At 56.3% G+C, this 24,498-nt stretch carries 23 protein-coding genes and 1 pseudogene; 18 read left to right on the forward strand and 6 right to left on the reverse strand.

All coding sequences use genetic code 11. The annotated features are described in order from the left end of the window. Nucleotides 1-108: 108 nt before the first annotated feature. Both EU556_RS08430 and EU556_RS08435 read left to right on the forward strand, forming a co-directional pair. Nucleotides 109-1,215, forward strand: a complete 1,107-nt coding sequence (locus EU556_RS08430; protein WP_135433165.1) for a hypothetical protein — start codon at nt 109-111, stop codon at nt 1,213-1,215. A gap of 31 nt (nt 1,216-1,246) precedes the next feature. Beyond that, nucleotides 1,247-1,585 (forward strand): hypothetical protein, encoded by a 339-nt coding sequence (locus tag EU556_RS08435; RefSeq protein ID WP_135433167.1) that lies wholly within the window; start codon nt 1,247-1,249, stop codon nt 1,583-1,585. A 59-nt stretch (nt 1,586-1,644) separates the two neighbouring features. Here EU556_RS08435 and EU556_RS08440 read toward each other — a convergent pair whose 3' ends face one another. Further along, a complete protein-coding gene (locus EU556_RS08440) occupies nt 1,645-2,892 on the reverse strand; it encodes a metallophosphoesterase (protein ID WP_135433169.1) in 1,248 nt (415 codons plus the stop codon). Between the two features lie 111 nt (nt 2,893-3,003). On the opposite strand from EU556_RS08440, the gene radC reads away from it, so the two are divergent. The 7 genes from radC to EU556_RS08475 all read left to right on the forward strand — a co-directional run bounded on the left by radC (nt 3,004) and on the right by EU556_RS08475 (nt 10,760). Continuing rightward, the gene (gene radC / locus EU556_RS08445) at nt 3,004-3,768 is read left to right on the forward strand and encodes a RadC family protein (protein ID WP_135433171.1); all 765 of its coding nucleotides are present in this window, start codon (nt 3,004-3,006) and stop codon (nt 3,766-3,768) included. 316 nt (nt 3,769-4,084) lie between these two features. Continuing rightward, nucleotides 4,085-4,732, forward strand: a complete 648-nt coding sequence (locus EU556_RS08450) for a DUF1684 domain-containing protein (RefSeq protein ID WP_135433173.1) — start codon at nt 4,085-4,087, stop codon at nt 4,730-4,732. A gap of 125 nt (nt 4,733-4,857) precedes the next feature. Beyond that, a complete protein-coding gene (gene pheT / locus EU556_RS08455) occupies nt 4,858-7,293 on the forward strand; it encodes a phenylalanine--tRNA ligase subunit beta (protein ID WP_135433175.1) in 2,436 nt (811 codons plus the stop codon). A gap of 126 nt (nt 7,294-7,419) precedes the next feature. Beyond that, nucleotides 7,420-7,716, forward strand: coding sequence for a hypothetical protein (locus EU556_RS08460; protein WP_135433177.1), 297 nt, complete (start codon nt 7,420-7,422; stop codon nt 7,714-7,716). A 30-nt stretch (nt 7,717-7,746) separates the two neighbouring features. Beyond that, nucleotides 7,747-8,037, forward strand: coding sequence for a cell division protein ZapA (locus EU556_RS08465; RefSeq protein ID WP_135433179.1), 291 nt, complete (start codon nt 7,747-7,749; stop codon nt 8,035-8,037). A 128-nt stretch (nt 8,038-8,165) separates the two neighbouring features. Further along, nucleotides 8,166-9,863 (forward strand): ribonuclease Y, encoded by a 1,698-nt coding sequence (gene rny, locus EU556_RS08470; RefSeq protein WP_135433181.1) that lies wholly within the window; start codon nt 8,166-8,168, stop codon nt 9,861-9,863. A 135-nt stretch (nt 9,864-9,998) separates the two neighbouring features. After that, nucleotides 9,999-10,760, forward strand: coding sequence for a hypothetical protein (locus EU556_RS08475; protein WP_135433183.1), 762 nt, complete (start codon nt 9,999-10,001; stop codon nt 10,758-10,760). Nucleotides 10,761-10,765: 5 nt separating this feature from the next. Here the strand turns inward: EU556_RS08475 and EU556_RS08480 are convergent, their stop codons facing one another. Further along, nucleotides 10,766-12,157 (reverse strand): mercuric reductase, encoded by a 1,392-nt coding sequence (locus EU556_RS08480; protein ID WP_135433185.1) that lies wholly within the window; start codon nt 12,155-12,157, stop codon nt 10,766-10,768. Nucleotides 12,158-12,304: 147 nt separating this feature from the next. Here EU556_RS08480 and EU556_RS08485 point away from each other — a divergent pair, with 147 nt between their 5' ends. Then, nucleotides 12,305-13,042: a porin family protein gene (locus tag EU556_RS08485; RefSeq protein WP_135433187.1), complete on the forward strand. Its 738-nt coding sequence runs from the start codon at nt 12,305-12,307 to the stop codon at nt 13,040-13,042. Here the strand turns inward: EU556_RS08485 and EU556_RS08490 are convergent, their stop codons facing one another. The 3 genes from EU556_RS08490 to sucD all read right to left on the reverse strand — a co-directional run bounded on the left by EU556_RS08490 (nt 13,043) and on the right by sucD (nt 16,308). Then, nucleotides 13,043-13,768 carry a hypothetical protein gene (locus tag EU556_RS08490; protein ID WP_135433189.1) on the reverse strand — a complete coding sequence of 242 codons (726 nt, stop codon included), beginning with the start codon at nt 13,766-13,768 and terminating at the stop codon, nt 13,043-13,045. A 400-nt stretch (nt 13,769-14,168) separates the two neighbouring features. Beyond that, the gene (locus tag EU556_RS08495) at nt 14,169-15,308 is read right to left on the reverse strand and encodes a hypothetical protein (RefSeq protein ID WP_135433191.1); all 1,140 of its coding nucleotides are present in this window, start codon (nt 15,306-15,308) and stop codon (nt 14,169-14,171) included. 118 nt (nt 15,309-15,426) lie between these two features. After that, nucleotides 15,427-16,308 (reverse strand): succinate--CoA ligase subunit alpha, encoded by an 882-nt coding sequence (sucD, locus tag EU556_RS08500; protein WP_135433193.1) that lies wholly within the window; start codon nt 16,306-16,308, stop codon nt 15,427-15,429. Between the two features lie 372 nt (nt 16,309-16,680). Between sucD and EU556_RS26635 the strand changes: the two genes are divergently transcribed. The 4 genes and pseudogenes from EU556_RS26635 (at nt 16,681) to EU556_RS08515 (ending at nt 19,604) form a co-directional block, all read left to right on the forward strand. After that, nucleotides 16,681-17,283 carry an erythromycin esterase family protein gene (locus tag EU556_RS26635; RefSeq protein ID WP_210116248.1) on the forward strand — a complete coding sequence of 201 codons (603 nt, stop codon included), beginning with the start codon at nt 16,681-16,683 and terminating at the stop codon, nt 17,281-17,283. Continuing rightward, nucleotides 17,249-18,067: an erythromycin esterase family protein gene (locus EU556_RS26315; RefSeq protein WP_210116249.1), complete on the forward strand. Its 819-nt coding sequence runs from the start codon at nt 17,249-17,251 to the stop codon at nt 18,065-18,067. The genes EU556_RS26635 and EU556_RS26315 overlap by 35 nt, the downstream gene beginning before the upstream one ends. 103 nt (nt 18,068-18,170) lie before the next feature. Then, nucleotides 18,171-19,145 (forward strand): annotated as a pseudogene (locus EU556_RS08510) (PLP-dependent cysteine synthase family protein); the annotation flags it as partial. A 39-nt stretch (nt 19,146-19,184) separates the two neighbouring features. Beyond that, nucleotides 19,185-19,604: a response regulator gene (locus tag EU556_RS08515; protein ID WP_135433197.1), complete on the forward strand. Its 420-nt coding sequence runs from the start codon at nt 19,185-19,187 to the stop codon at nt 19,602-19,604. Nucleotides 19,605-19,690: 86 nt separating this feature from the next. Here EU556_RS08515 and ade read toward each other — a convergent pair whose 3' ends face one another. Then, the gene (gene ade, locus EU556_RS08520; protein WP_135433199.1) at nt 19,691-21,346 is read right to left on the reverse strand and encodes an adenine deaminase; all 1,656 of its coding nucleotides are present in this window, start codon (nt 21,344-21,346) and stop codon (nt 19,691-19,693) included. Nucleotides 21,347-21,648: 302 nt separating this feature from the next. Between ade and EU556_RS08525 the strand changes: the two genes are divergently transcribed. Genes EU556_RS08525 through EU556_RS08540 form a run of 4 tightly spaced genes read left to right on the forward strand, consistent with a single transcriptional unit; the run spans nt 21,649 to nt 24,453 of the window. Further along, entirely contained in the window at nt 21,649-22,329 is a 681-nt protein-coding gene (locus EU556_RS08525; protein WP_135433201.1) for a hypothetical protein, read from the forward strand. A 14-nt stretch (nt 22,330-22,343) separates the two neighbouring features. Then, nucleotides 22,344-22,739: a hypothetical protein gene (locus EU556_RS08530; RefSeq protein ID WP_135433203.1), complete on the forward strand. Its 396-nt coding sequence runs from the start codon at nt 22,344-22,346 to the stop codon at nt 22,737-22,739. 35 nt (nt 22,740-22,774) lie between these two features. After that, complete coding sequence (gene cmk / locus EU556_RS08535) at nt 22,775-23,518, forward strand: (d)CMP kinase (protein ID WP_135433205.1); 744 nt, start codon at nt 22,775-22,777, stop codon at nt 23,516-23,518. Between the two features lie 47 nt (nt 23,519-23,565). Then, nucleotides 23,566-24,453 carry a 4-hydroxy-3-methylbut-2-enyl diphosphate reductase gene (locus EU556_RS08540; RefSeq protein WP_135433207.1) on the forward strand — a complete coding sequence of 296 codons (888 nt, stop codon included), beginning with the start codon at nt 23,566-23,568 and terminating at the stop codon, nt 24,451-24,453. Nucleotides 24,454-24,498: the final 45 nt, after the last annotated feature.

The following is a 24,498-nucleotide window of genomic DNA, read 5'->3' on the forward strand; positions in this document are numbered from 1 at the left end:
AGTAAACTTAGAAGAATTCTGGAAAATGTAGGTCTTCTAGGCCTATGTGTTCAGGCACGTACGTAGTTTATAGTTCTGCTGTTCCTCACTAGCCTTATCTATACTAATATGCTTGCGCCTTCCTCGCCTCGTCGTCAGCCGCCCGTGAGTAATCGTGCTCAGGCGGGGCGCCCACAAGGGGCTCCAAGTCGTCATCCGGCAACTAGCAGCCGCGTAGTGGTTGCGCAACAGGCCCGACCCGCCACCCGGCCGGCCTCGCGCCCGGTTAGCCAGCGGCCCAGAGTAGCCGCAGCACCCGGGGTTGGAAGCCGAGTACTGGCTGGTGGCGTGCAGGCGGCCCGGGCTTACGGACAATACACCATTGGCTTCTACGAAGGGGTAGGGGCTTCCATCAAAGGAACCTGGAGCTTTGTCACGCGCGATGCCTGGCAGGCCAAAACGTGGACTGAGATGGGCACTACTGTTGTGGCCATGAGCCTGATGGGTAACACTGCGGGCGGTCCCCTCAGCGGGCGCCAAAGCGCGCAGTGGCTTGACCAGAAGTTAGGAACCCAGTTTGCCCCGCGCCAAGTGCAGATTGTAATGGCCCTAGACAAGACCATCAAGGAGATGCCTACTTGGAAAGCCCGGCAGTGGGGGAAAGTGGTGGGCCGGGTAGCCGGGGATGTACTAACGACCAAAGGCGCCGGCGGGGTGGCTAAAACCGGATTCCGGCTGGCAGCTACGGAGGTGCAGCACGTGCAAACCATTACCAAGCTCACGGGCAGCGTAAGAAGTGCGCTGCCAGCCTATGGACGCTTTACCTCGGTGCGGGCGCAGATTCCCTTCCGCGACGTGAGCACGCTGCCCAACAAATCGGCGTTTTGGTCTGGCCTGGAGGGCGTAGCCGGTGGTAAGGCAGCTCAGGAAGCTGAAATGCTGGCCCGCCTAAATGGGCGTACTTCCTTGGAAATGACTAAAGGCGGGGCTTGGCTCGACCGGCAAACGGTGCTGCTAGATGGTAAAGTAGATTGGCGCTCCCAAATGCGGCCCCAGTGGGGGCGCCTGTCGCGGCGCTTTGCCCAAGGCGCTACCGGGAAGGTAGAGGTTTACAAAGGCCCATTCTACGACCCCAAGTTTTCTATCTGGGCAACCATTGAGGAAAAGGAAGTGATGTCTTCGCTGAAAGCAGGGCGCGTCACGGAAGTGCACATCACCAACATCCCCAAAAAGTAGGGCTATGGGCTGGCGTAAGTTGATTGGAAATATGCTAGAGTCGTTCGATTCTCCGTCTGCTCCCCTGGGCTCCGCCGAAGATCCGTTCAACCGGGCCGTACAGGCTAGCCTCAATGCCACCTCCGGCTCGGTCGCTACTGCGCAGGAGGTGCAGCGGGCGTTTCCGGGTACTTCCGGTGCCGAGGCCGCTAGAGTTGAAGCCCGCGCCGAAGCGTTGGGCAAGCTGGCACTGGAAACATACTACCAAGTCAGAGACGGGGCTACAACGGAGGCGGCGGCGGAGGCCAGGATTAAAGCCGCTTACCCCGACCTCTCCGAAGCAAATTTCCGGGTGCTGCGGGCGCGGTGCCACATGGCTACCAGCAAATAAGCCGCTGACCCCAACGGAGCCAGCGGCTTACAGCAAGCTATAGGGCTACGCACAGTGGCCTAGGCGCGGCGCAGCTCAAATACAGTTATCTCAGGCAGAAAGCCTACCCGGCCCGGGTAGCCAATAAAGCCTAGGCCTGCATTCACGTACAAATACTGCTTGCCGCGCTGATACAGGCCGGCCCACTGCCGGTAGGCGTACTGCACAGGGCTCCACTTCAGGAACGGCAGGTTCACGCCAAACTGCATGCCGTGGGTGTGGCCGGAAAGCGTCAGGTCAATGTCTTCGTACTGGTGCACTTCTCCATCCCAGTGAGAAGGGTCGTGAGAGAGCAGAATCTTGAACGGAGCATCAGATTGGGCATGGGCTTTGGCCAGGTTGCCGTACTTCGGGAAGCCCATGCGAGCTCCCCAGTTTTGCACGCCAATAATGGCAATCTTCTCGCCGTTACGCTCGATGTGCTGACTTTCATCCAGCATTAGGTGCCAGCCAATTTTCTTGTGGTTCTGCACAATGCGCACAAAGTTAGCCTGTTTGGCGGCTAGGCCACCTTGGTCGGCCCAGTTGATGTAGTCGGCATAGTCGTGGTTGCCGAGGATGGAGAAGATGGGCAAGTCAGACTTGATGCCGGCCAGCGTATCAATGTGCTCCTCTACCTCGTGGGCGTAGTTGTTCACCAAGTCACCAGTCATAAACACCATATCGGCATTTTGCTTGTTGATCATGGCCACGGCACGCTGCAGGGGCTCTTTCGACTGGAACGAACCCGTGTGCAGATCAGAAATCTGCAGCACCTTGAAGCCATCGAACGAGGCTGGCAAGTTGGTGAAGCGCAGTGTTACGCGCTTCACGGTGTAGTCGGTGCCACCTTTTACCATGCCCCAGATCAGGGCCACAAACGGAATAGCGCCTAGTACCAAGGCCATCCGGCTAATAAACTCACTGCGGGAAATAGCCGGGCTATCAGTAGCACCGCTAGGCCTGTTGCCTATAGCCTGCGCAGCCCAGCGCACCACGCGCACTACATCTTCCAGCAGCAGCGGCAGCAGAATCACAATTTTGGCCGCAATCATAGCCAGCAGCACCCCCCCGAAATAAGAGCGGAACGAGGCGTGCTGGGTGCGGTTCATGATGGCCCAGATGCCCAGGGCCCAAATACCCACAGTGAGCAGCCAATACAAGATGGTGGCACTGCGGCGGGCCAGCGGAGTAGCACTTTGCAGCGCCGCACGAATGGCCTGTATGCCATATACTTCCGCTACTACAATCAGTAGCAGAAAGAAAATACCAGAAAGAGAACGAGACATAGTGAGGGTAGAAACTCCAGAAGCAGCCGTTGGTTTAGGCCGGGCGTATGAACGCAGACGTAGGAGTCGGGTTTTTGCTTTATTTTCCGGACGTTACAACAAGAGTGCCTTATGCAAGAGTTTGACAATCTGACCGAAAATCTATCCGATAATGCCGCCGAGCCAGCGGCCCCAGTTCGCTACGAAACCCCCTCTGCCTTTGGTATCAAGAGCTGGGCGGAGGAAGACAGGCCTAGGGAGAAGCTCATGCAAAAAGGTCGCGCGGCCCTCTCCGATGCCGAGCTCATGGCCATTCTGCTGGGTTCCGGCACCGCTAAGCTCTCGGCGGTAGATGTGGCTAAGCTGGTGCTTAAGGCCGCCAACAACGACCTGAATACGCTGGCCCGCTTTTCTATCAAGGAACTGATGCGCCAAAAAGGCATTGGCGAGGCCAAGGCTATTACCATTGTGGCGGCGCTGGAGCTGGGCCGCCGCCGTAAGGAAGCCGATGCCGCAGCCCGCGTCACCATTGCCAGCTCCCGAGACATTCACAACCTCATCCGGCCTCACCTCCAGGACTTACCCCACGAGGAGTTTTGGGTGATTCTGCTCAACCGCGCCAATGTGGTTATGCGCAGTGTGAGCATCAGCAGGGGAGGGGTAGCCGGTACCGTCGCCGACCCCAAGCTGATCTTCAAGGAAGCGCTGGAGCAACTGGCCTCATCTATCATTCTGGTGCACAACCACCCCAGCGGCAACCGCAACCCTTCCGCCGCCGACATTGCCCTCACCCGCAAGCTCAAAGAAGCTGGCCAGTTCCTCGACCTGCCCGTGCTCGACCACCTCATCTACACCGACCAAGGCTACTTCAGCTTCGCCGATGAAGGAATGCTCTAGGCCAGTGTAGCGCAAATAGAACGTCATGTCGAGCTTGCCGAGACATCTCGCGTGCTAACGTTGCCATGCTAACCCAATCCACCAGCACATCAACCTGAGCCCGTGCGAAGGATCTTCTCACGTCAGCACAGGGCGCTATACCAGTTGTACCTAATACGATCCTTTTTTCGTCAGCATGACGTGCTGGGGCAGTGTTCTAGGCCAGTTTGATTACTACCACAACATCAGTGCCGTCATGTCTCGACAAGCTCGACATGACGGCACTTGTTAGCAACCGACCATCAGCAACCAGCATCTACCCGCTACCTTTGCGCTCATGCGCATCAATCCTAAACTTCTTATCGGCATCGGGCTGCTGATTGTCTTCGGCTACTTTTTCAAGGATCTGGTTTTTAACGACGACCAATATGCGGCCCGCCTGCGCAAGGCCCGCAAGGAAAAGGACGATGGCTACCGCCGCGTGCAAGGCTCACCGCTCAGCTCCGAGCAACGCCAGGCCTTCGACAGCCTGCGCTATTTTGCACCCAATAAAGACTACCGGTTTGAGGCGCAACTGGAAACCTTTACGCAGCGCGACACCGTGCCGATGGCGCTGACGGATGGCAAAGCGGAGAAATACCTACGCTGGGGCCGGGCCTCCTTTGTTTTCAACAAGCAGGAGTACAAGCTCACGATGTTCCTGAAGGCCGACGGCAAGGATTCCACGCTGTTTATCCCTTTCACCGACCGCACCAACGGCTTTACTACTTACGGCGGTGGCCGCTACCTCGACGCGGCGAAGCCCGAGAATGGTGCCACCGACATCGTGCTGGATTTCAATGAGGCCTACAACCCCTATTGCGCCTACAACAGCGGCTACGCCTGCCCCGTACCGCCCACTGATAACCGCCTGCCCATCGAAATACGCGCCGGCGAGCAGGAATTCCACGACCATGCCGCCCACGCCGAAGGTGAAGGGCACTAGGTGCTAGGCCACTCCGGCATGTCCCATTATATGCGCTAGGCCACTGTTGAGGCCGCCAACCCAAATCCGTACCTTTGCCGCGCCCGGAAACTGGCAACCGGCAACTGCTAATTGGTAACTCCATCATGAAAATATCCCTCGACTGGCTCCGTACGCTCATCCCCACCGATAAATCTGCCGAGGAAATTGGCAAGCTGCTGACTGGCTCCGGCCTGGAAGTAGAAGGGATTGAGGAGCTGGAGAGCGTGCCCGGTGGCCTACGTGGCCTGGTGCTGGGCACCGTGCTTACCTGCGAGAAGCACCCCGATGCCGACAAGCTCAGCCTCACCACCGTAGACGTGGGCGACGCTGTGCCCCGCCAGATTGTGTGCGGCGCCGCCAACGTGCGCGCCGGCCTGAAAGTAGTGGTGGCCCTGGAAGGAGCCGAACTGCACCCCACCGAAGGGCAGCCCTTCAAAATCAAGAAGTCGAAAATCCGGGGCGCGGCCTCCGAGGGCATGATTTGCGCCGAGGATGAGATAGGCCTAGGCACCTCGCACGCCGGCATCATGGAGCTGGACACCGAGCTGCCCAACGGTACCCCCGCCGCTGAGTATTTCGGCCTGGGCTCTGATTCGGTATTTGAAATTGGCCTGACGCCTAACCGTGCCGATGCGGCCTCTCACTACGGTGTAGCACGGGAGCTGCGCGCCCTGCTGCGCCAGCCCTGTCACCTACCCGACATCAGCCAGTTTCACGCTCCCGCCGAAGCCACGCAGAACATCAGCGTAGAGCTGGAAGATGCCGAAGCCGCCCCGCGCTACGCCGGCTTGCTGCTGGAAAACGTACAGGTAGGACCCTCACCCGAGTGGCTGCAGCGCCGCCTGCGCAGCATCGGCCTTTCGCCCATCAACAACGTGGTGGACGTGACCAACTTCGTGCTGCACGAGCTAGGCCAGCCCCTGCACGCCTTCGACGCCGACCAGATTACGGGTGGCAAAATCCGGGTGAAGCGGGCCGAAGCCGGCGAGAAATTTGTGACGCTGGATGGCCTAGAGCGCACGTTGAAGGCAGAGGACTTAGTTATTGCTGACGCCAACGGCACGCCCATGGCCCTAGCGGGAGTGTTCGGAGGCAAGACTTCCGGCGTATCTGACCAGACTACCCGCGTCTTCCTGGAAAGCGCCTACTTCCAGCCCGCCGCCGTGCGTAAAACCGGGCAGGTACACCAACTCAAAACCGACGCCTCTTTCCGCTTCGAGCGGGGCACCGACCCGCACATGGTGCCGGTGGCTTTGAAGCGCGCCGCTCTGCTGCTGCAGGAAGTGGCCGGCGCCACCGTGGCTGCCCCCGTAGTAGACGTGTACCCCACGCTCATCAGCCATATGCCGGTGCGCCTGCGCCTGCCCCGCGTGGAGAAGCTCGTAGGCCAGTACATTGCCCCGGAGCGTATCCGTCAAATTCTGACTGATCTTGACATTCTGATTGCCGAAGAGCTGCAGGATGAGGCCGGACACGCCGAGTGGATTCTGTCGGTGCCGCCGCACAAGGTAGACGTGACCCGCGAGGCCGATGTGATTGAGGAAATTCTGCGCATCTACGGCTACAACCACGTAGCCCTGCGCCCTCACAACTCGGCTTCCTTCCTGGCGAAATTCCCGAACCCTGACCCGGAAATCATCCGGCAGAACACGGCGCGCCTGCTCAGCGGCCAAGGCTTCTCCGAAATCATCACTAACTCCATCACTAACTCGCTTTATTTCGAGAAGGAAGGGGAGAAGGATGAGACGCTGGTGCCGCTGCTCAACTTCAATAGCGCCGAGCTGAACGTGATGCGGCCCACCATGCTGCACAGTGGCCTAGAGGTAATCCGCTACAACGTGAACCGCCGCCAGCGCGACCTGAAGCTCTACGAGTTCGGCAAAACGTACCACCGGCTCGCCGACGGTGCTTACCAGGAGAACAACAAGCTCGTCATTTACATAACCGGCAACACCGCCGCCGAAACCTGGCAGCAGAAGTCGGAGAAGGCTACCTACCACCAGCTTGCCGGTGCGGTGCAGCAGGTGCTAGCCTCATTGGGCTTCCCAGCTCCGATGTCGCAGCCGGTGCAGCACTCCTACTTGGCTGGCGGCCTTACTCTGCTGGCCCAAAATCAGCCAGTAGCTCAGTTGGGTGCCGTGTCAAATGCGGTGCTCAAGCGCCTCGATGTGTCGCAGCCCGTGTGGTATGCTGAGCTCGATTGGGATTGGCTGATGCGCAAGTACAAGAACACCCTGGTCGGCCGTGAGCTGCCCAAGTTCCCTGAGGTGCGCCGCGACCTGTCATTGGTAGTTGACAAAACCGTCACCTTCGATCAGCTCCAGCAGATTGCCCGCCGCACCGAGAAAAAGCTCCTGCAGAGCCTGAACGTGTTCGATGTGTACGAGGGTGAGAACCTGGGCGCCGACAAGAAGTCGTACTCCGTGAGCTTCCTGCTCCAGGACCCCACCCAAACCCTCACCGACCAAGCCATTGACGGCGTGATGCAGCGCCTGATTGCGCAATTCGAGAAGCAGGCCGGGGCCCTGATCCGGAAGTAACAATTTCCTAGGCCACTTGAACACTCTCCTTGGATTTAGCGTTTTCCTGCGGGAGCCGCTAGGCCTAGGGAGAGTGTTTGTGCGGATGAGGTTTGTTACCTTCACCAAAAATATTTCTCTCTGCCTATGGCTTCTTCTAAGCAGCTTGCTCAACTAGACCGCCTAGAGCGGCAGGTGACCACCTTAGTGGCTGCCTATCAGCAGTTGCGCGAGGAGCTAGCCGACGCCCAAACCACAATTCAGCAGCTGCGGGCCGATGTACGGGACCGGGAGCGGCAGTTGAAGGATTTCCAGAATCAGGAGAATATTGTTAAACTTGTCAATACCATAGCAGGAGAACCTGCCAACACCAACGAGCTGAAACTTCGCCTTAACGAATACATCCGCGAAATAGATAAGTGCCTTGCCTATTTGAGGGAGTAACCCACCAAACCCACCGCGCCTATAGTACTGATGACCGATCTATCCATTAAAATCCGCGTTGCTGACCGGGATTATCCCATGCGGGTAAGCCCCCAGGACGAGGAGCGCCTACGTATGGCCGGCCGCTTGTTGAATGAGCGGCTAAAGGAATTTCGGGAGCAGTACGGCATTCAGGACAAGCAAGATTTGCTGGCCATGATTGCCCTATCTACAATGGCTGACCGCCTGAAGGTCAGCAAGGAAAAGGACGGGACCGATGCGGCCCTGACTGAGCGCCTCGCGCGCCTGGACGAGCTGCTGTCGGGAGTGGTGCTGGTCTGACCCCAACTTGGTCAGGGCCGGCGCGAAGAGTGAGCCCGAAGCGGGGCAGGGCAATCGGCTCTGCCGGCCGCGCGGGCGTTGGCTGTGCTTTCATGCTATGGATTTCACCTTTCCAAAAACCATAGCTCATGTCCACCACTGTTTATATTGTTCTCGCCGCTGTGCTGGCCCTTGTGGTCGGCATCGTGGTGGGGCGCCTGCTGGCCGGTAAGGCCCGGCAGGACCACGAAGCCGACGCCAAAGCCCGGGCCCAGCAGATTCTGCAGGATGCCGAACTACAGGCCACCCGCACCCGCGATGAGCGGATTCAGCAATCGAAGGATAAATTCCGTAACCTTAAGCAGGAATTTGAGCAGGAAAGCCGTCGCCAAAAGCAGGCTTTAGAGCAGGAACTGACTGACCGTCGTGCCGCCGTGGTTGAGCAGGAGCAGAGCATCAAGCAACTCACGCTAACCACCCAGAAGCAGCTGGAGCAGATTCAGCGCAAGGAAAAAGACCTCGAAGCTACCCGCGAGCGAATTGAAACCCAGGCCCAGCAGCAACGCGAGAAGCTGGAAGCCCAGGAAGAGAAGCGCCGCACCGTACTCGAAAATCAGCTGGCTAAGCTAGAGCAGCGCGAGCAGGAAGTAGAACAGGAGCTGGAAGAGCGTACCCAAGACCTCAACGCCAAGCAGCAACAAGTGCTACAGCAGCTCGAAGCCATTTCGGGCCTGACTGCCGCCGAAGCTCGCGAGCAACTGGTAGAATCGCTGAAGAACGAAGCGCAGATTCAGGCTAGTTCTTACATTAAAGATGTAGTGGCTCAGGCTAAACTGACGGCTACCAAAGACGCCAAAAAGGTGGTGCTGGAAACCATTCAGCGCACCGCCGCCGAGCATGCCATTGAGAACTGCGTGTCGGTATTCAACATCGAGTCCGACGACGTTAAGGGTAAGATTATTGGCCGCGAGGGCCGCAACATCCGGGCGCTGGAAGCCGCTACTGGTGTTGAAATCATTGTGGATGATACGCCCGAAGCCATCATTATCTCAGGTTTTGACCCAGTTCGCCGCGAGGTAGCTCGCCTAAGCTTGCACTTGCTGGTGAAAGACGGCCGGATTCACCCCGCCCGCATCGAGGAGATTGTGGCCAAAACTCGCAAGAACATCGACGAGGAAATCGTAGAAATCGGGGAGAAGACCATCATCGACCTTGGCATCCACGGCCTGCACCCTGAACTGATCAAGATGGTGGGCCGGATGCGTTTCCGCTCCTCCTACGGCCAGAACCTGCTGCAGCACTCGCGCGAAGTAGCTAACCTCTGCGCCACCATGGCCGCAGAGCTAGGCCTTAACGTGAAGCACGCCAAGCGCGCCGGCCTCCTCCACGATATCGGAAAAGTAAGCACCGAAGAACCCGAGCTGCCCCACGCCATTTTGGGCATGGAGATGGCCAAGAAGTATAAGGAGCACCCCGACGTGGTAAACGCCATTGGCGCCCACCACGACGAAATCGAGATGACTGCCATGATTTCGCCGCTGGTGCAGGCCTGCGACGCCATTTCTGGCTCTAGGCCAGGTGCCCGCCGCGAAATGATGGAAAGCTACATCAAGCGCCTCAAGCAACTGGAAGAAACCGCTAACGGCTTCAAAGGTGTGAACCAGTGCTTCGCCATCCAGGCCGGCCGCGAGCTGCGCGTAATGGTAGACGCCGAGAACGTGACCGACGAGCGCGCCGCCGAGCTGAGCTACGAGATTTCGCAGAAAATCGAGAAGGAAATGCAGTACCCCGGCCAGATCAAAATCACGGTTATCCGGGAGATGCGCGCCGTGGCCTACGCTAAATAAAGTAGGTAAAAATAGATGGAGAAGGCCCGTTGCACAGCACTGTGCAACGGGCCTTTTGCTTTATGCAACGTTTACATTACCAATCTACTCTACTTACTGTCGACCTAGGGCACATCAATCTTTTTAAGTAGTGATATGCAGCAACCTCTACGCTTTTACACTGGCTTTTTTGTATTGCTAAGCTGGCTGTTAGCTAGTTGCTCGGTGTACGCACCTTTGCAGCCAGGCGCTCCGGTTATACGCCAGAAAGGAGAGGCAGAAGTGGTAGCTAGTGCTTATTTGAATGGCCGTTTGGAAGCATCAGCTAGCTATTCGCCTGTAGAGCATGTGATAGTTAGGGCGGCAGGCGGTCTGCGTGCCGGTGGTGGCGACTCCACCTATTTCCGAAATCGACAGATGGAGCTTGGATTAGGTACTTACCGGTACCTGAATGAACAATGGTTAGTAGGTGGTTTGATAGGGTATGGCTTCGGCCGCAGCAACCGTCGGTTCAGCCGAGATGGGTTTGAGACGTTGTGGCTAGATTCGGTAGTAACGTATGAGTATGCTGCACGTTACCATAAGCTTTTTGCCGATGCCTACGTTGCCAATGATGCCGGCCGCGTTACATATGGCGGCGCATTTCGGTTGTCGCAGGTGCGTTTTACATCGCTCACGGATAAGGGCTTGCCTTTGCCCTTGCAGCGCATGACCCGCGCAGAACCCATGTTGTTTATGCGCTTCAGCGGAAGGAATAGTTTTCGGTGGCTGCAATTGCAACTAGCTAGTAGCTTGTCTTGGTCGCCGGATGAAAGAAAGCATAGTTCATCTGACATCCGCGTTCGAGACACGAAAGAGGCAAGGCTGTTCACATCCTTCGGGTTGGTAGCTTATCCCCATCTGTTCAATGAGAAGTAAAGTCACTAGGCCTTCTCCAGCTTCGCAAACAGGTTATTCAACGACTCTGCCCAGGTGGGGTGGGCAAACACCATGTTTTGTAGTTGGTCGCAAGTGAGCTTACCGGTCATAGCGAGCTGAATCATCGACATGATTTCGCCGCCCTGTTCCGAGAAGATAGTGGCCCCAATGATGTGGTTTTTCGCATCTACCAACACTTTCATGAACCCTTCCTTATTGCCCGTTTCGCGGGCCCGGCCTACGTACTTAACGGGCATAGTAGCCACACGATAATCGAGTTTCTGCTCTTTGGCCTGTTTTTCTGATAGGCCAATGCGGCCGAGTTGGGGCTGCGTGAACACAACATAGGGTAGAGGGCGGTCTTTGGCGGAGCGGCGCTTCCGATGAATAATATTGTCGCGCACTACGCGGTAATCGTCGTAGCTGAGGTGGGTGAACTGCGGGCCAGGGTGCACGTCGCCGAGGGCGTATACGCCGCGCAAGTTGGTTTGCAGACGCTCGTTCACCAAGATGTAGCCTCGCTCATTTGTTTTAATACCGGCGGTATCTAGGCCTAGATCGTCGGTATTAGGCTCCCGGCCAACGGCCACTAATAGGTGGGAGCCCCGCAGGCGCCGCTCCCCATCGGCGGTATGGGCCGTGAGGGTGTATACACCGTCGGCGTTCCGGGTGACGCGCTTTACCTCGGCACCCAGCACAAACTCTACCCCGTCGGCACCCAATTGCTCCTGCATGGCTTGGCACACGTCATCGTCTTCACGCTCCAGCAGCGTTTTGGCGTGCTCAATGATAGTAACGCGGCTGCCAAAGCGCCGGAACATCTGCCCGAACTCCAGCCCAATATAGCCACCGCCCAAGATGAGCAGATGCTCCGGGAGCTCCTGCAGCTCCAGAATGCTTTTGTTGGTCAGGAAATGCAGGTCGGCTAGCCCTTCAACGGGGGGAATGGCCGAGCGAGTACCCGTATTAATAAAGATCAGAGGCGCTTTTAAATCGTGTTTCTGACCGTCGGGCGCCATTACGCGCACCTGTTTGGGACCCGTGAATACCGCGTGGCCGTGTAGCACCGTAATTCCGGAATGCTCTTTTGTGAGGTTCTTACGTACCCCGTCGCGCATTTCCTGGATGATAGTGTCTTTGCGAGCCATAATGGCCTTAAAATCTACCTGGGGGTTAGAGGAATGCACGCCATACTCTTGCGCTGTAGCTACCTGATGCACCCGCTCTGCCGAAGCCAGCAGCGCCTTCACGGGTGAGCAGCCATAATTGATGCAGGAACCACCCAGCAGGTATTTCTCCACTATGGCTACTTTGCGGCCGGCTTTAGCCAAGGCGGTAGCAAGTGGATTTCCGGCTTGGCCAGAGCCAATAATTAGTGCGTCGTAGGAAGTAGGCATAAAAAGCAGAACTTAAGGCGGTTAAATTGTTAGGCCCGCGTGCGGAAGCTGAACAGTTTCCAGCTATACGGCCGGGCCGCCCCGATGACTATACAACGAAACTGCTCACTTGCCGTTCTGCCCCTGATTACCGGTCTTTTTCAGCCTATGCTTGCTTCGCGTTACTTACGCCTGTTGTTCTTATGCGTGTTGCCGTGCCTGGGGGCCTGCTCCTCCCTGTACTTCCCGCCCCCACCTCAAGTACCCTTATTAACCCAGCAGGGCGAGTGGAGTGGTAGTTTGCAAACCAACTTCAGTCAGAATACCAGCGTGCAAGGAGCCTATGCCGCCACCAACCACCTGGGAATAATGGGCTCAGCCTCCTTTCTGCACACCGACAAGAAAAAACGAGCCGAAGACCATGACTTTGGTGAGCTAGGCCTAGGGTACTACACACGCATCCGCGATACCCGGGTGCTCGAGTTTTACGGAGGTATAGGCGCCGGCAAAACAAAACGGGTAGAGCGCACCCCCACCGAAGGCGTAACTCGCACTCTGGAAGGCAACCTGACTAAATATTTCTTGCAGGCCAACTACACGTCTAAAGATCATAAGAGCTTCCACGTGCTAGGACGCGACTGGCCCGTTAACTATGGTACGGCCTTGCGCATCAGCTACATGCAGCTGGATAAATTCCGGCTCGATGGCCAAGCACATGCGCCCGAAGACAACGTGTTCTTGGAACCCATTACTTATACCCGCATTCAGTTAGCGGGCCCGGTACAGTTTCAGATTATCAGCGGCAGCAACTTTGGGCTACGTCACCGCAAGTACCTGAAGGCGGCTAACTCTGTGTTTCAATTCGGGCTTGTCGTGAACGTAGGTGGGCAGGAGGGTAAAAAGTAGTTATTCAAATACTGCTTCAACCAGAATCACGGCTTGACCTGGGTGGTTACGGCGCCACTCCTGGGTTACAGTATCGCGGTACCAACTTTCGGCGGTGCTGGGGTTGAGTTGCGCGGTCTGCAATGCCGGAAAGTTGCGGGCTTCTGCTAGGCGAGTAGGGGATTGAGGATGCGCTTGGTGGCTGATTTCGTAGCGAAGGATGCCATCCTTTCCGGGTGGTAGCAGCCGACTGCTGTACTCATCAGTTGACTGGCCTAGACACTCTATCACAATAAAGAAGCCACCCGCGGGTACCAGCAGGTGCGCTGTAGGCCACTCCAACGTCAGGTGTCGGTTGGCACGCCGCAGGTCAGTGGTTGTGAGTAATACATCGTCTGGCAATAGGTTGTTGTCGGATGGCGCACCGGTGGCTGATACCGATGCTACGCGGATCTGTAGCTGCCCTTCGCGCAGGTGGCCTACATGGTGCAAGTGCAGGCGGAGTTGGCGTAGCTCGTGATACTGCGCCCGGGGCGCGTGAAACCGAACGGCCGTGGCACCGCCTGGAGCCATGAGATGCCAACGCTTGCGTTCTTCTCGGCCAGATGCTACCACTAACCGGTTAATCCTGTCATGAATCTCTACGTCAGGTAGCACCATAATGGGCGCAAGATTTGGTTCGGCTTGCGAATAGCCGACGCGGGCAAAAATTAGGGCTAGGCCAGTGAGTAAGATCCGGGACTGCATGCAGCGTAGAGCCAAGTATGCGGCGGCAAGTTGCAACTAGGCCTAGAACATAGGGCAACCATTAGTTAGGTACACAATTTTTAGAAGTCTACAGAGCCTACCTGTTTCATGCGCCTTGGCGAGGGAGTGGTGTAAGCGTGGTGTACCTCAGGTTCTCGATGCCCTGTCAGGTAGAGCCACAGAAGCAAGACCGGGGCATTATTACCCCCACCACCGTGCTGGTAATAGTGGTGCGGCCCCACCTCTTTTGGAAGCGAAATCAGCCCAAAGCCCAGTGTAAAGCAACTTAGCGACAAGCCCCAGCTTTTGCTGGAGCTTGTCGTTCAAACTACTGGCCTAGACGAACTGATGGCAGAGATGCTTAGGGGATGAATAGGGTTCCCAATGCCCATAAATTAGCTTACTGCTTAGGTTTGCTCTCGAAGAATGTTTTAAGAGGCTGCCTAAATAGCCCGTTTGTGGTGCCTAGGTAAACCGTATCGCCTAGTTGAACCAGATCAGTGAAATCAGCTTGGTTTAGTCCGTCGCTTTTCAGAAAGCGCACCCGATATCTAGCGCCCTGCCAGCGGAGAGTGTATAATGCGTTGTTGGCTATTCCATGCGAAACACCCACTATGCTATCCCCGACGGGGTAAAATGTACTAACGCGAAAAAAATCAGGTAGTCCCGTACTTCGTTGCCAAGTCTCCCCGTCATCCGTTGAGATCAAAATGCTGTACTGATAATCACCCTGTATGGCATAGAGAGTACCACGGTCTTTGTAATAGGCAGTGGTAAACGTTTGTGGGGAATTGACCACTTTCCGTACTGTCCCGTTTTCGCGAATTTTATAGATTCCATCATTCGCATTAGAAACCAGGAAATAATCATCGATAGCTGAAATTGTATAGAAGTCGCTGGTATTATCAAGTGGTATAGTAACCGTGCGCGATGTGACTTCGACGGCGAGCCTGGTTTGGGCCGGTAACGTGAGCTTGCTGAGAACAAAATGCAGAGATCTATCTCCAGAAATAGTGGTATAGCCAACTAATGAATAATTGTTGCTGCTAATGGCTCCGAAAGCAGCATAAGGGCTATAACGGTTGTTGACGAATCTATCCGCCGTTTTATCGATTCGTCGCAAACGAATCTCTGATATAAAGTTGGAAAACGGCGGGTTCGCCGTAGTGTACACATTCAAAACAGAGTCGCCTACCTGTGTCGGCTTCAGAAATAAGCTGGCGTTCATGGGTAAGCGGTTCTTGATGTCGTAAGGCAGTGGATCGGTTAAGTACGACTTAATCTGAAAGTAGCCCTGATCAGGTGGCCTAGGAACGCTCGCCAGCGGTGTAATATGGCCGAAAATACCTGGCTGCTGCAAGTAAAGTGTCTTCTTATCCGTGGTGAGCTGGATGATGATTTTTTGGCTGCCGCTGAGTTGCTTTACCTCCGACCAACTGTAGGTGGGTTCTTGCACCACAATTTTTTCAACCTCTTTGGTACACGCCGTTGCGCTGGCAACCCCGATGATGGCGAGTAATAATTTAGTAGTACTATGCATAAGATGTACGGGATAGTGAACTGAGCAATAAGAGCCAAATATGGGCCGGTAACACTGAACCAACAAAAAAGCCCCGACTTGCGTCGGGGCTTTTTTGTATCTGATAGTAAGCTAGCAATTACTTGCCGCCCAGTACGCGCAGCATGGTGTCGCCAATTTCGGCGGGGGAGTCTACTACGTGGATACCGCACTCGCGCATGATGGCCATTTTAGCAGCAGCCGTATCGTCGGCGCCGCCTACGATAGCACCCGCGTGGCCCATGCGGCGGCCGGGAGGAGCGGTCTGGCCAGCAATGAAGCCTACTACGGGCTTCTTGTTGCCAGTTTCTTTAATCCAGCGAGCAGCTTCGGCTTCCATACCGCCCCCAATTTCACCGATCATCACGATGCCTTCGGTTTCGGGGTCGTTCATGAGCAGTTCAACGGCTTCTTTGGTGGTGGTGCCAATGATGGGGTCACCGCCGATGCCGATAGCCGTGGTCTGGCCTAGGCCTGCCTTGGTGAGCTGGTCAACGGCTTCGTAGGTCAGGGTACCCGACTTCGAAACGATACCAATTTTGCCTTTCTGGAAGATAAAGCCAGGCATGATGCCCACTTTGCACTCGCCAGCGGTCATTACGCCGGGGCAGTTAGGCCCGATCATGCGCAGACCCTCACGGCCCTTCAGGTACTCTTTCACCGCAATCATGTCCTTGGTAGGGATGCCCTCGGTGATGGTCACAATAACTTTGATGCCCGCGTCGGCGGCTTCCATGATGGCGTCGGCCGCGAAAGCTGGGGGCACGAAGATGATGCTGGTGTCAGCACCCGCCTGCTCTACTGCTTCGGCTACGGTGTTGAACACGGGACGGTCGAGGTGCTGGGTGCCGCCTTTGCCGGGCGTTACGCCGCCAACCACGTTGGTGCCGTACTCAATCATCTGCTGGGCGTGGAACGACCCTTCCGAGCCGGTGAAGCCCTGCACAATCACTTTGGAATCCTTGTTAACCAGAACACTCATAGAAGAAGAGTTAGAGGAAGATGCGGGTTGAGGGTGGGGTATGCCCGCCAGCCGGAGGCTAGCGGTGTGCAAAAGTAGCCTTTTTTGGGGCGGAGGCAAGCCTGTTACTGTTTCGAGCTATGTACTGACAGGCCTAGGCCTCTGCCGGCTTGTATTACCCCAATACGGGCAATGCACTGATACTCCACAGTATAGGATTTTACATTGCTCATCTATAACTTTTTTTATTGAGTTGAGTTTCGGGAAGAAGCTGACGAAGCATTCTGGGAAAGAGAACAAGGCTTACTGGCTACTTGCTGACGAGCGCACGACGAATTGCCGGGCGGATTTCTGTGCTGAAAAAACGGATCAAGCTTTACCGATACATACATCATGAAAACGTTACGGTTCGCGCTGCTGTTGAGCTTCTGGTGGTGTTTGGCAGCTTGCTCCGACAAAAATTCTGAGTCGCCAAGCAATTCTCTGACTATACCAGCGGTGGGAGTGTCACGCCTGGAAACTGCCCAGGATCTGGATCCACTGCTCAATCAGATGGGAACTGCCCGCTATGCCCTACTGGGCGAGGCCTCCCACGGCACCGCCGAGTTCTATACGTGGCGGGCAGCCCTAAGCAAGCGCCTGATACAGGAAAAGGGCTTCACTATAATTGCCGTGGAAGGCGACTGGCCCGACTTGTACGAGCTGAACCGCTACGTGAAAGGGGCGAGTACCGCTACTTCGACAAGGCAAGTGCTAGAGCGGTTTGACCGGTGGCCTACGTGGCTGTGGGCAAACCAGGAAGTGGCCGACCTTGTCGAATGGCTCCGCTCGTATAACAAAACCCAGCCTGCCGCTCGTCAGGTAGGCATATATGGCCTAGATGTGTACAGCTTGTGGCCTTCATTAGAAAGAATCCGGACTGATTTTGCCGAAGCCGATCAGGCAACACTAAGTGCAGTTGATGAAACCTTGGCATGTCCAGCCCTACAACCGTAATGAAGAGGCCTACGGCAGAGCTACCCTGCAGGGCGCCGCGTGTGCCGCGGAAATAAACAACGTGCTAACGGCCGTGCGAAATCGGATGAAAAGTTTGCCCGCCGCCCACGCCGGAGCCTTCAACGCCGAGCAGAATGCGCTGATTGCCGTCAATGCCGAGCGCTACTACCGCTCGGCCGTGCGCAGCAACGCCGAATCCTGGAATATCCGCGACCGGCACATGATGGAAACCATCAACCGGCTGATGAGCTTCCATGGGCCGGAAGCCAAAATCATTATGTGGGAGCACAACACCCACGTAGGTGATGCCCGCTACACCGACATGGCACAGTACGGGGAAGTGAATGTAGGCCAACTCACGCGTGAGCAGCACGCCGCCGAAGGTGTATTCATTGTAGGTCAGGGAAGCTATCAGGGCACGGTGGTGGCTTCGCCATATTGGGGCGGCGCCACTACGGTTATGCCCGTGCCAGCTGCCATGCCCGACTCTTGGGAAGCAGCTCTGCATAAGCAGGAACCTCGTAACAAGCTAATTCTGCTGCAAGCCTGGCGCAATGAGGAGGCGCTAACGAATAAATGGGGGCACCGGGCTATTGGAGTGGTATATGATCCTGGTCAGAAAGCTGGCAACTACGTGCAGAGCGACTTGCCCAACCGCTACGATGCTTTTCTGTTCACGGACCAAACCCAGGCCCTGCACCCCCTCAACACCACCGGCGGACGAGCTGCAGCCCCAACTCCCGGCCCCTTCACGATTCCCTTGCAGCAAGCCGCAAACTTCTAACCAAATGGGTAAGTGGTTGGAAGGAATGTAGGCAACTGCTTAAGCCTCCCAATCGAAATGCGTACCTTTGTGGTCCTCTCTCACAAACCGCATACCCCACCCCATGTACTTGAACAACATCGTTGAGGCCATTGGCAATACGCCCTTGGTGAAGCTCAACAAGCTGGCCGAAGGCATAAAAGGCACCGTATTGGTGAAAGTAGAATACTTCAACCCCGGCAACTCGGTAAAAGACCGGATGGCGTTGAAGATGATTGAGGATGCAGAGAAAGCTGGCCTGATTCAGCCCGGCGGCACCATCATCGAGGGCACTTCCGGCAACACCGGCATGGGTCTGGCGCTGGCTGCCATTGCGAAGGGCTACAAGTGCATCTTCACGATGAGCGACAAGCAAAGCAAGGAGAAGCAGGATATCCTGAAAGCCGTAGGCGCTGAGGTAATCGTGTGCCCCACCAACGTGGCCCCCGACGACCCGCGCAGCTACTACTCAGTGGCCCGCAAGCTGAACGCTGAAATCCCGAACTCACTCTACCCAAACCAGTACGACAACCTCTCAAACTCGGCGGCGCACTACGAAACCACTGGCCCCGAGCTGTGGGCTCAGACCGAAGGCAAAATTACCCACTTCGCGGCGGGCGTAGGTACCGGCGGCACCATTTGCGGCACGGCCAAGTACCTCAAAGAGCAAAACCCCAACCTCGTAACGGTAGGCCTCGATACTTACGGCTCGGTATTTAAGAAGTACAAGGAGACCGGTATTTTCGACGAAAACGAAATCTACCCCTATAAAACCGAGGGAATAGGCGAAGACATTCTGCCTAAGAATGTTAACTTTGACCTCATTGATCTTTTCATCAAAGTGTCCGACAAGGATGCTGCCGTCATGACGCGGCGGTTGGCCAAAGAAGAAGGCTTATTCGTAGGCTGGTCTTGTGGGTCGGCAGTATTCGGGGCCTTGGAATATGCGAAGGAGCATCTGAAAGAAGACGATACGATGGTCATCATCCTGCCTGACCACGGCACTCGCTACTTAGGTAAAATCTATAACGACGACTGGATGCGCGAACAAGGCTGGCTCTAGGCCAGTTACACTTGCGCTTCTTTAATTCCGAAAGCCATGGCTCGCAAACTGCGTAATGTTGTACTGGTAGACGACAACGAAACTACCAGCTTCCTGAATAACCGCTTGTTGAGCCGGCTCAACGTAGCCGATCAGGTGCACACCTTCTCCAAAGCGGATCAGGCATTTCAGTTTCTGTGGGGCGAAAACCCCGCCGACAACCCAACGAAAGACGTACCGGAATTGGTATTCGTGGATCTGAAAATGCCTGGCATGGACGGGTTTGAATTCCTGAAGCTCTACAACGAGCTCCCCGCCAGCTCCCGCGAAAAAACCGTGATGGCCGTGCTCACTACCTCCATGCATGCCGCCGACACCGCCCGTGTTGCGCAGTACGAAGGAGTAGAGTACCTGGCAAAGCCCCTCACGGAAGAAAAAATGCAGAAGCTGCTGGAAAAGCGTTTCGTGAATAACTAGAAGCACACGCTTCCATATAAAAGCCCCGTTGCCAATTCAGGTAACGGGGCTTTTTGCTGTTAAGGTGGCCTAGTTGATAACCTAAGCTACACCACCGCCTCTACAAACCGGAAGGCTTCGCCATCAAACAGGCCTTTGTCGCTGAGCTTGAGGCTGGGAATAACCAGCAGGGCCATGAAGGAAAGCGTCATGAACGGAGCCTGCAGGGGCGAGCCAAGCTGCTTCGATAGGGCATCTATGGCGGCGTAGGCCTCTGCCACGTGGTAACCTTCTTGGTCCGACATCAAGCCGGCCACGGGCAGGGGCAGCACTAGTTCCTCGCCATCAGGTGATACAACGGCTAGGCCACCTTGCGCCGCAATCACCAGGTTCACGGCGCGGGCCAGACTTTCATCATCGCAGCCCACGGCCGTGATGTTGTGCGAGTCGTGGCCGACGCTGCTGGCTAGGGCACCCCGCTTCAGGCCGAAGCCTTGAATGAACGAAACGGCTGGGGCGGCTGGCTGGTAGCGGTTTACTACCGTCAGCTTCAACACATCCTGCGCCAGATCAGGCAGTATTAGGCCATTCTCCACGCGGGCCGGCAAGTCATGGCGGGCCGTGATGAGCTGCCCATCAAAGCACTCGATAACGCGCACCGTGGCCGCAGCCTGAGGCGCTACTACCTGAAAATCGGAGGGATGTACAGGGGTGGTATGGAAGTTATTTACTACTACTACGGGCACGGCCGGAATCAGCGTCTGGCCCTTCTCTGCTACCAGTTCTCCATTCAGGTAGGTTTGCTGTACACTGAAATCGGTGAGATTATCTACCACGATAAAGTCGGCGGGGTCGCCTTCGCGCAAGAGGCCTACAGGCAGGTTATAGTGCTCTACGGGGTTGCGGCAGGCTACGCGAAGCACCTTCAGCACATCTTGGCCGCGGGAAACGGCCCGTTGCACCAGCTGGTTGATGTGGCCTAGCACGAGGGTATCGGGGTGCTTATCGTCGGAGCAGAACATCATGTGCTTGTAGTGCTCCGGGAGCAGGTCAATCAGGGCCTCGAAGTTGCGGGCCGCCGAGCCCTCGCGCACCAGAATCTTCATGCCCACGGCCAGTTTATCCAGGGCTTCTTCCGCCGTGAAGCACTCGTGGTCGGTGCTGATGCCGGTAGCCGCATATTGGCGAGCATCTTCGCCGCGTAGGCCAGGGGCGTGGCCATCTACCGGGCGACTGTACTGCTGGGCCAACCTGATTTTCTCCATTACGTCGGCGTCGCGTTGGAGCACGCCGGGCCAGTTCATCATCTCGGCCAGGTATCCAATTTCGGGGTGCTCCTGGAACAGTGCCTCAATATCAGCGGCGGTTATTTCGGCGCCGGCCGTCTCAAAAGGTGTGGCAGGTACGCAGGAAGGGGCGCCAAAGCAGAATTTGAAGGGTACCTGCGCCCCACTTTCCAGCATGTATTTCACGCCGGTCACGCCTAGCACGTTGCCAATTTCGTGGGGGTCAGACACGGTGGCCACAGTGCCGTGTACCACGGCTAGGCGTGCAAACTCGGAGGGCACCAGCAACGAGCTTTCTACATGCACGTGCGCATCTACGAAGCCTGGCAGGGCATACGGCAGAGTAGGGTCGGGGGCGGTAGCACCTGTGGGGGTAATGCGCTGAATGCGTCGGTCGGCTACGTGCAGCGTGGCGGGGGTTATGGTATTGGCAAACAGGTCAATAACGTTGGCCTGAAGTTGAAAATCAGCGGACATAGGGCAGGAGAAATGCGGAGGTAAAGTTGAGTTGGGCAGGCGGGTAACGGGTAAAGAACCGTATATTTGCCGAAAATCTGCGCTGTGAGAAAGATTGTGACTTTGCTATTAGCTGCCTTACTTGGAGGCACTGGCCTAGCTTCAACGGGCTGTGCCAGCCGCACTCCTCAGCAGAAAAAAACGTCGGCGCTTAAGCGAAAAGCAAAGCTGGGCAAAATGCCCTGCCCTTGCGAAAGCCACTAATCCCCGCTGAAAGCAGCCGGGCTACTTGCCACACGAACCATCATCTATCCTTCAAGCACGTGAAAAAAACTTTGCTGGTTAGCTTGTTGATGATGGCAGGAGTTGGGGCAGCAGCAACTACTGCAGTTGCGCAAACAAAGCCGGCGGGTTTTCCGGCCCCAGGTACTTATGATCACCTGACGCCCGACCCCTCGCAGGTGCGCCAGGGCGGAGGGCAAGCCGGCGCTTTTCAGGATCTGGAAGGCCATTGGCACGCGGCGCAAATAGGGGAGTACACTGCCTACAAAGTATACATGAACACCGGCGGCACTAACTACCAAGCAGTTGTGCCGCGCGAGATAAAGGCCTTCGTGAAATATCCCGGCGATACGCTGGTGGCCCTAACTGGCCTAGCCAGCCACTCCAAGCTCGGGGGAGGCGTGTTTGGTCAGCAGCAGTTCCGGGGTGCTGGTTTGCAACTGGTTGATTACCGCTATACCCGACGCAGCCTGCTGGAGCGCTTGGTTGGAGCGCCTACGCTGGTGGTTAGGCAAGCTGGTGGCCCCTGGCAGGAGGTGCCCCGGTCGAAAAGCGCGTTTCAGCAATTGTTCCTGACGCTGCTGGCCGATGATGCGGCGGTGGTAACGGAACTCAAAACCGGCCGTCCGCGTCCGGGGCAGGATGCCACCCGCTTGCTTACTCAATACGCTGACGCCCGCGTGACGCAGCAAATGCAAATTGCTGGTTCAACACGCCCTTAATTAGATAGTAGCCTATGCCTTCAGAATCGCCTCTTGCCTCTCTTCGTGCCGCCGCCGAAGGTGTGCGCCAGCAGCTCCAGGTAAATGCCTTTGATGCCGCGGCTGTGCAACGGCTCTCTGACTTTATTGAGCAGCAGCGCCCGAGCATTAAAGACTCCGAGAAGCAAGGTGTAGTGACGGCGCTGGGGTGCTTTCTAGGCCAGTGCCTGGTAGATACCTACGGCGGCACCTGGGCCCAGGGCCCCGACAAAACCACTGGCGTGGGCATCAACCGCGCCTACTTTTTTAACCCATTCTTCCGCGTGAGCGAGCAGCTGGCTAAGGGTGAAGCCGAGTCGGTTGTGAAATTCTTCGCGGGCATTCCTGAGCGACTGGCTCTTAAGCCGGTGCGCAAAAACTGGATTTCGTGAGCCCTTTAAGCATAACCGTACCCAACGACTTTGTCATGCGGAAAATCGTCATTGCCATTGATGGCTACTCTTCGTGCGGCAAAAGCACCACGGCGAAGGCGGTGGCCGCTGAGCTGGGCTACGCCTATATTGATACCGGTGCCATGTACCGGGCCGTGACGCTTTACCTGCTGGAGCACAACATCAATTTCGACGATTTGCCCCGTATTGAGCAGGCCCTGCACGATATGCACATCTCGTTCAAGCGCAACCGCAAAACCGGGCGTAACGAGCTCTGCCTCGACGGCGAAATTCGGGAGGATGAAATTCGGCAGATGCGTATTTCCAACTCCGTGAGTGAGGTATCCGTGATTCCGGCGGTGCGCCACGCCTTGGTACGCCAGCAGCAGCGCATGGGCCGTAAGCGCGGCGTAGTAATGGATGGCCGTGATATTGGTACCACCGTGTTTCCGGATGCGGAGGTAAAGGTGTTTATGACCGCCGATGTACTCACGCGCGCATACCGCCGGCAGGAGGAGCTGGCCCTGAAGGATGAGCACGTGCCCGTAGATGATATTGTGGAAAACCTGCGCAAGCGCGACCACATTGACTCTACTCGCACGGAGAGCCCCTTGCGACGCGCCGCCGATGCTGTGTTGTTGGATACCACCCACATGATGATCGACGAGCAAGTTGATTTTGTGTTGGAGCGGGTTTCGGCTAAGCTGTTTACCCTGGCCGTTAGCTCCGACGCGGATAGCTCCGAACGGAATGGTGGCGAGGCGGTTGTTAAGGAGTAGGGCCCGATAATTGCACCTGTTCGGCGGTTGCTTTGTTAAGAGAACACATGAACGTCACCATCGATAAAAATTCTGGCTACTGTTTCGGCGTTGAGTTTGCCATTCAGATGGCCGAAGACGAACTGGCCCACGACGATACCTTGTATTGCCTCGGCGATATTGTGCACAACCGCATGGAGGTAGAGCGCCTGCACGCGCTAGGCCTACGTATCATCGATCGGGAACAGCTGGAGGAATTGCACGACGCCAAAGTCCTGATACGGGCCCACGGCGAACCGCCGGAGACGTATGCCTTGGCCCTGCGCAATAACATTGAGCTCATTGACGCCTCGTGCCCAGTGGTGCTGAAGCTCCAAAACCGCGTAAAGCATGCCTTTGATGCCACCACGCGCCAGAATGGCCAGGTAGTGATTTACGGGCAGCCCGGCCACGCCGAGGTTATTGGCCTCACTGGCCAAACACGCAATCAGGCCTTGATTGTGATGACGGAAGCCGACCTGGATCAGATCGACTTTGCCCGCCCGGTTACTTTGTTCAGCCAAACCACTAAGAGCACCGCTGGCTTCTACCACATGAAGCAAGTGATAGAGGAGCGTATTGCCGCGGCCGGAGGCTCTCTAGAGTCGTTTGATGCCAACGATAGCATCTGCCGGCAGGTAAGCAACCGCGAGCCAGCCTTGGCCAAGTTCGCCGTGCAGCACGACGTTATTGTTTTCGTGAGCGGGCGCAAAAGCTCCAACGGGAAAGCCCTTTTCTCGGTGGTAAACAAAACCAACCCACGCAGCTACTTCGTGGAAAACGAGCAAGAGCTGCAGGATGAGTGGTTTCAGGGCATGGAGTCAGTAGGTATTTGTGGCGCCACCAGTACCCCTATGTGGCTAATGCAGCGCGTGAAAGACCGCATTGAGGAAATAACCGAAATGAAGCTGGCCTAGTAGCGCTGCAGTCAGCTACCCTAGAGCAGCGGCTCATCCGGAAAA

The organism is Hymenobacter fodinae (assembly GCF_004745825.1).
GTDB classification, from domain to species: Bacteria; Bacteroidota; Bacteroidia; order Cytophagales; family Hymenobacteraceae; genus Hymenobacter; species Hymenobacter fodinae.

Excerpts from the sequence above, each read along its gene's own strand:
- EU556_RS26315 (WP_210116249.1), top strand. The coding sequence starts at position 17,249 with ATGAAACCTTGGCATGTCCAGCCCTACAACCGTAATGAAGAGGCCTAC.
- EU556_RS08480 (WP_135433185.1), bottom strand. The coding sequence starts at position 12,157 with ATGCCTACTTCCTACGACGCACTAATTATTGGCTCTGGCCAAGCCGGA.
- EU556_RS08540 (WP_135433207.1), top strand. The coding sequence starts at position 23,566 with ATGAACGTCACCATCGATAAAAATTCTGGCTACTGTTTCGGCGTTGAG.
- EU556_RS08430 (WP_135433165.1), top strand. The coding sequence starts at position 109 with ATGCTTGCGCCTTCCTCGCCTCGTCGTCAGCCGCCCGTGAGTAATCGT.
- EU556_RS08440 (WP_135433169.1), bottom strand. The coding sequence starts at position 2,892 with ATGTCTCGTTCTCTTTCTGGTATTTTCTTTCTGCTACTGATTGTAGTA.
- EU556_RS08475 (WP_135433183.1), top strand. The coding sequence starts at position 9,999 with ATGCAGCAACCTCTACGCTTTTACACTGGCTTTTTTGTATTGCTAAGC.
- EU556_RS08435 (WP_135433167.1), top strand. The coding sequence starts at position 1,247 with ATGCTAGAGTCGTTCGATTCTCCGTCTGCTCCCCTGGGCTCCGCCGAA.
- cmk (WP_135433205.1), top strand. The coding sequence starts at position 22,775 with ATGCGGAAAATCGTCATTGCCATTGATGGCTACTCTTCGTGCGGCAAA.
- EU556_RS26635 (WP_210116248.1), top strand. The coding sequence starts at position 16,681 with ATGAAAACGTTACGGTTCGCGCTGCTGTTGAGCTTCTGGTGGTGTTTG.
- EU556_RS08530 (WP_135433203.1), top strand. The coding sequence starts at position 22,344 with ATGCCTTCAGAATCGCCTCTTGCCTCTCTTCGTGCCGCCGCCGAAGGT.
- EU556_RS08515 (WP_135433197.1), top strand. The coding sequence starts at position 19,185 with ATGGCTCGCAAACTGCGTAATGTTGTACTGGTAGACGACAACGAAACT.
- EU556_RS08495 (WP_135433191.1), bottom strand. The coding sequence starts at position 15,308 with ATGCATAGTACTACTAAATTATTACTCGCCATCATCGGGGTTGCCAGC.
- pheT (WP_135433175.1), top strand. The coding sequence starts at position 4,858 with ATGAAAATATCCCTCGACTGGCTCCGTACGCTCATCCCCACCGATAAA.
- EU556_RS08485 (WP_135433187.1), top strand. The coding sequence starts at position 12,305 with ATGCTTGCTTCGCGTTACTTACGCCTGTTGTTCTTATGCGTGTTGCCG.
- EU556_RS08460 (WP_135433177.1), top strand. The coding sequence starts at position 7,420 with ATGGCTTCTTCTAAGCAGCTTGCTCAACTAGACCGCCTAGAGCGGCAG.
- EU556_RS08465 (WP_135433179.1), top strand. The coding sequence starts at position 7,747 with ATGACCGATCTATCCATTAAAATCCGCGTTGCTGACCGGGATTATCCC.
- EU556_RS08490 (WP_135433189.1), bottom strand. The coding sequence starts at position 13,768 with ATGCAGTCCCGGATCTTACTCACTGGCCTAGCCCTAATTTTTGCCCGC.
- EU556_RS08450 (WP_135433173.1), top strand. The coding sequence starts at position 4,085 with ATGCGCATCAATCCTAAACTTCTTATCGGCATCGGGCTGCTGATTGTC.
- radC (WP_135433171.1), top strand. The coding sequence starts at position 3,004 with ATGCAAGAGTTTGACAATCTGACCGAAAATCTATCCGATAATGCCGCC.
- sucD (WP_135433193.1), bottom strand. The coding sequence starts at position 16,308 with ATGAGTGTTCTGGTTAACAAGGATTCCAAAGTGATTGTGCAGGGCTTC.
- rny (WP_135433181.1), top strand. The coding sequence starts at position 8,166 with ATGTCCACCACTGTTTATATTGTTCTCGCCGCTGTGCTGGCCCTTGTG.
- ade (WP_135433199.1), bottom strand. The coding sequence starts at position 21,346 with ATGTCCGCTGATTTTCAACTTCAGGCCAACGTTATTGACCTGTTTGCC.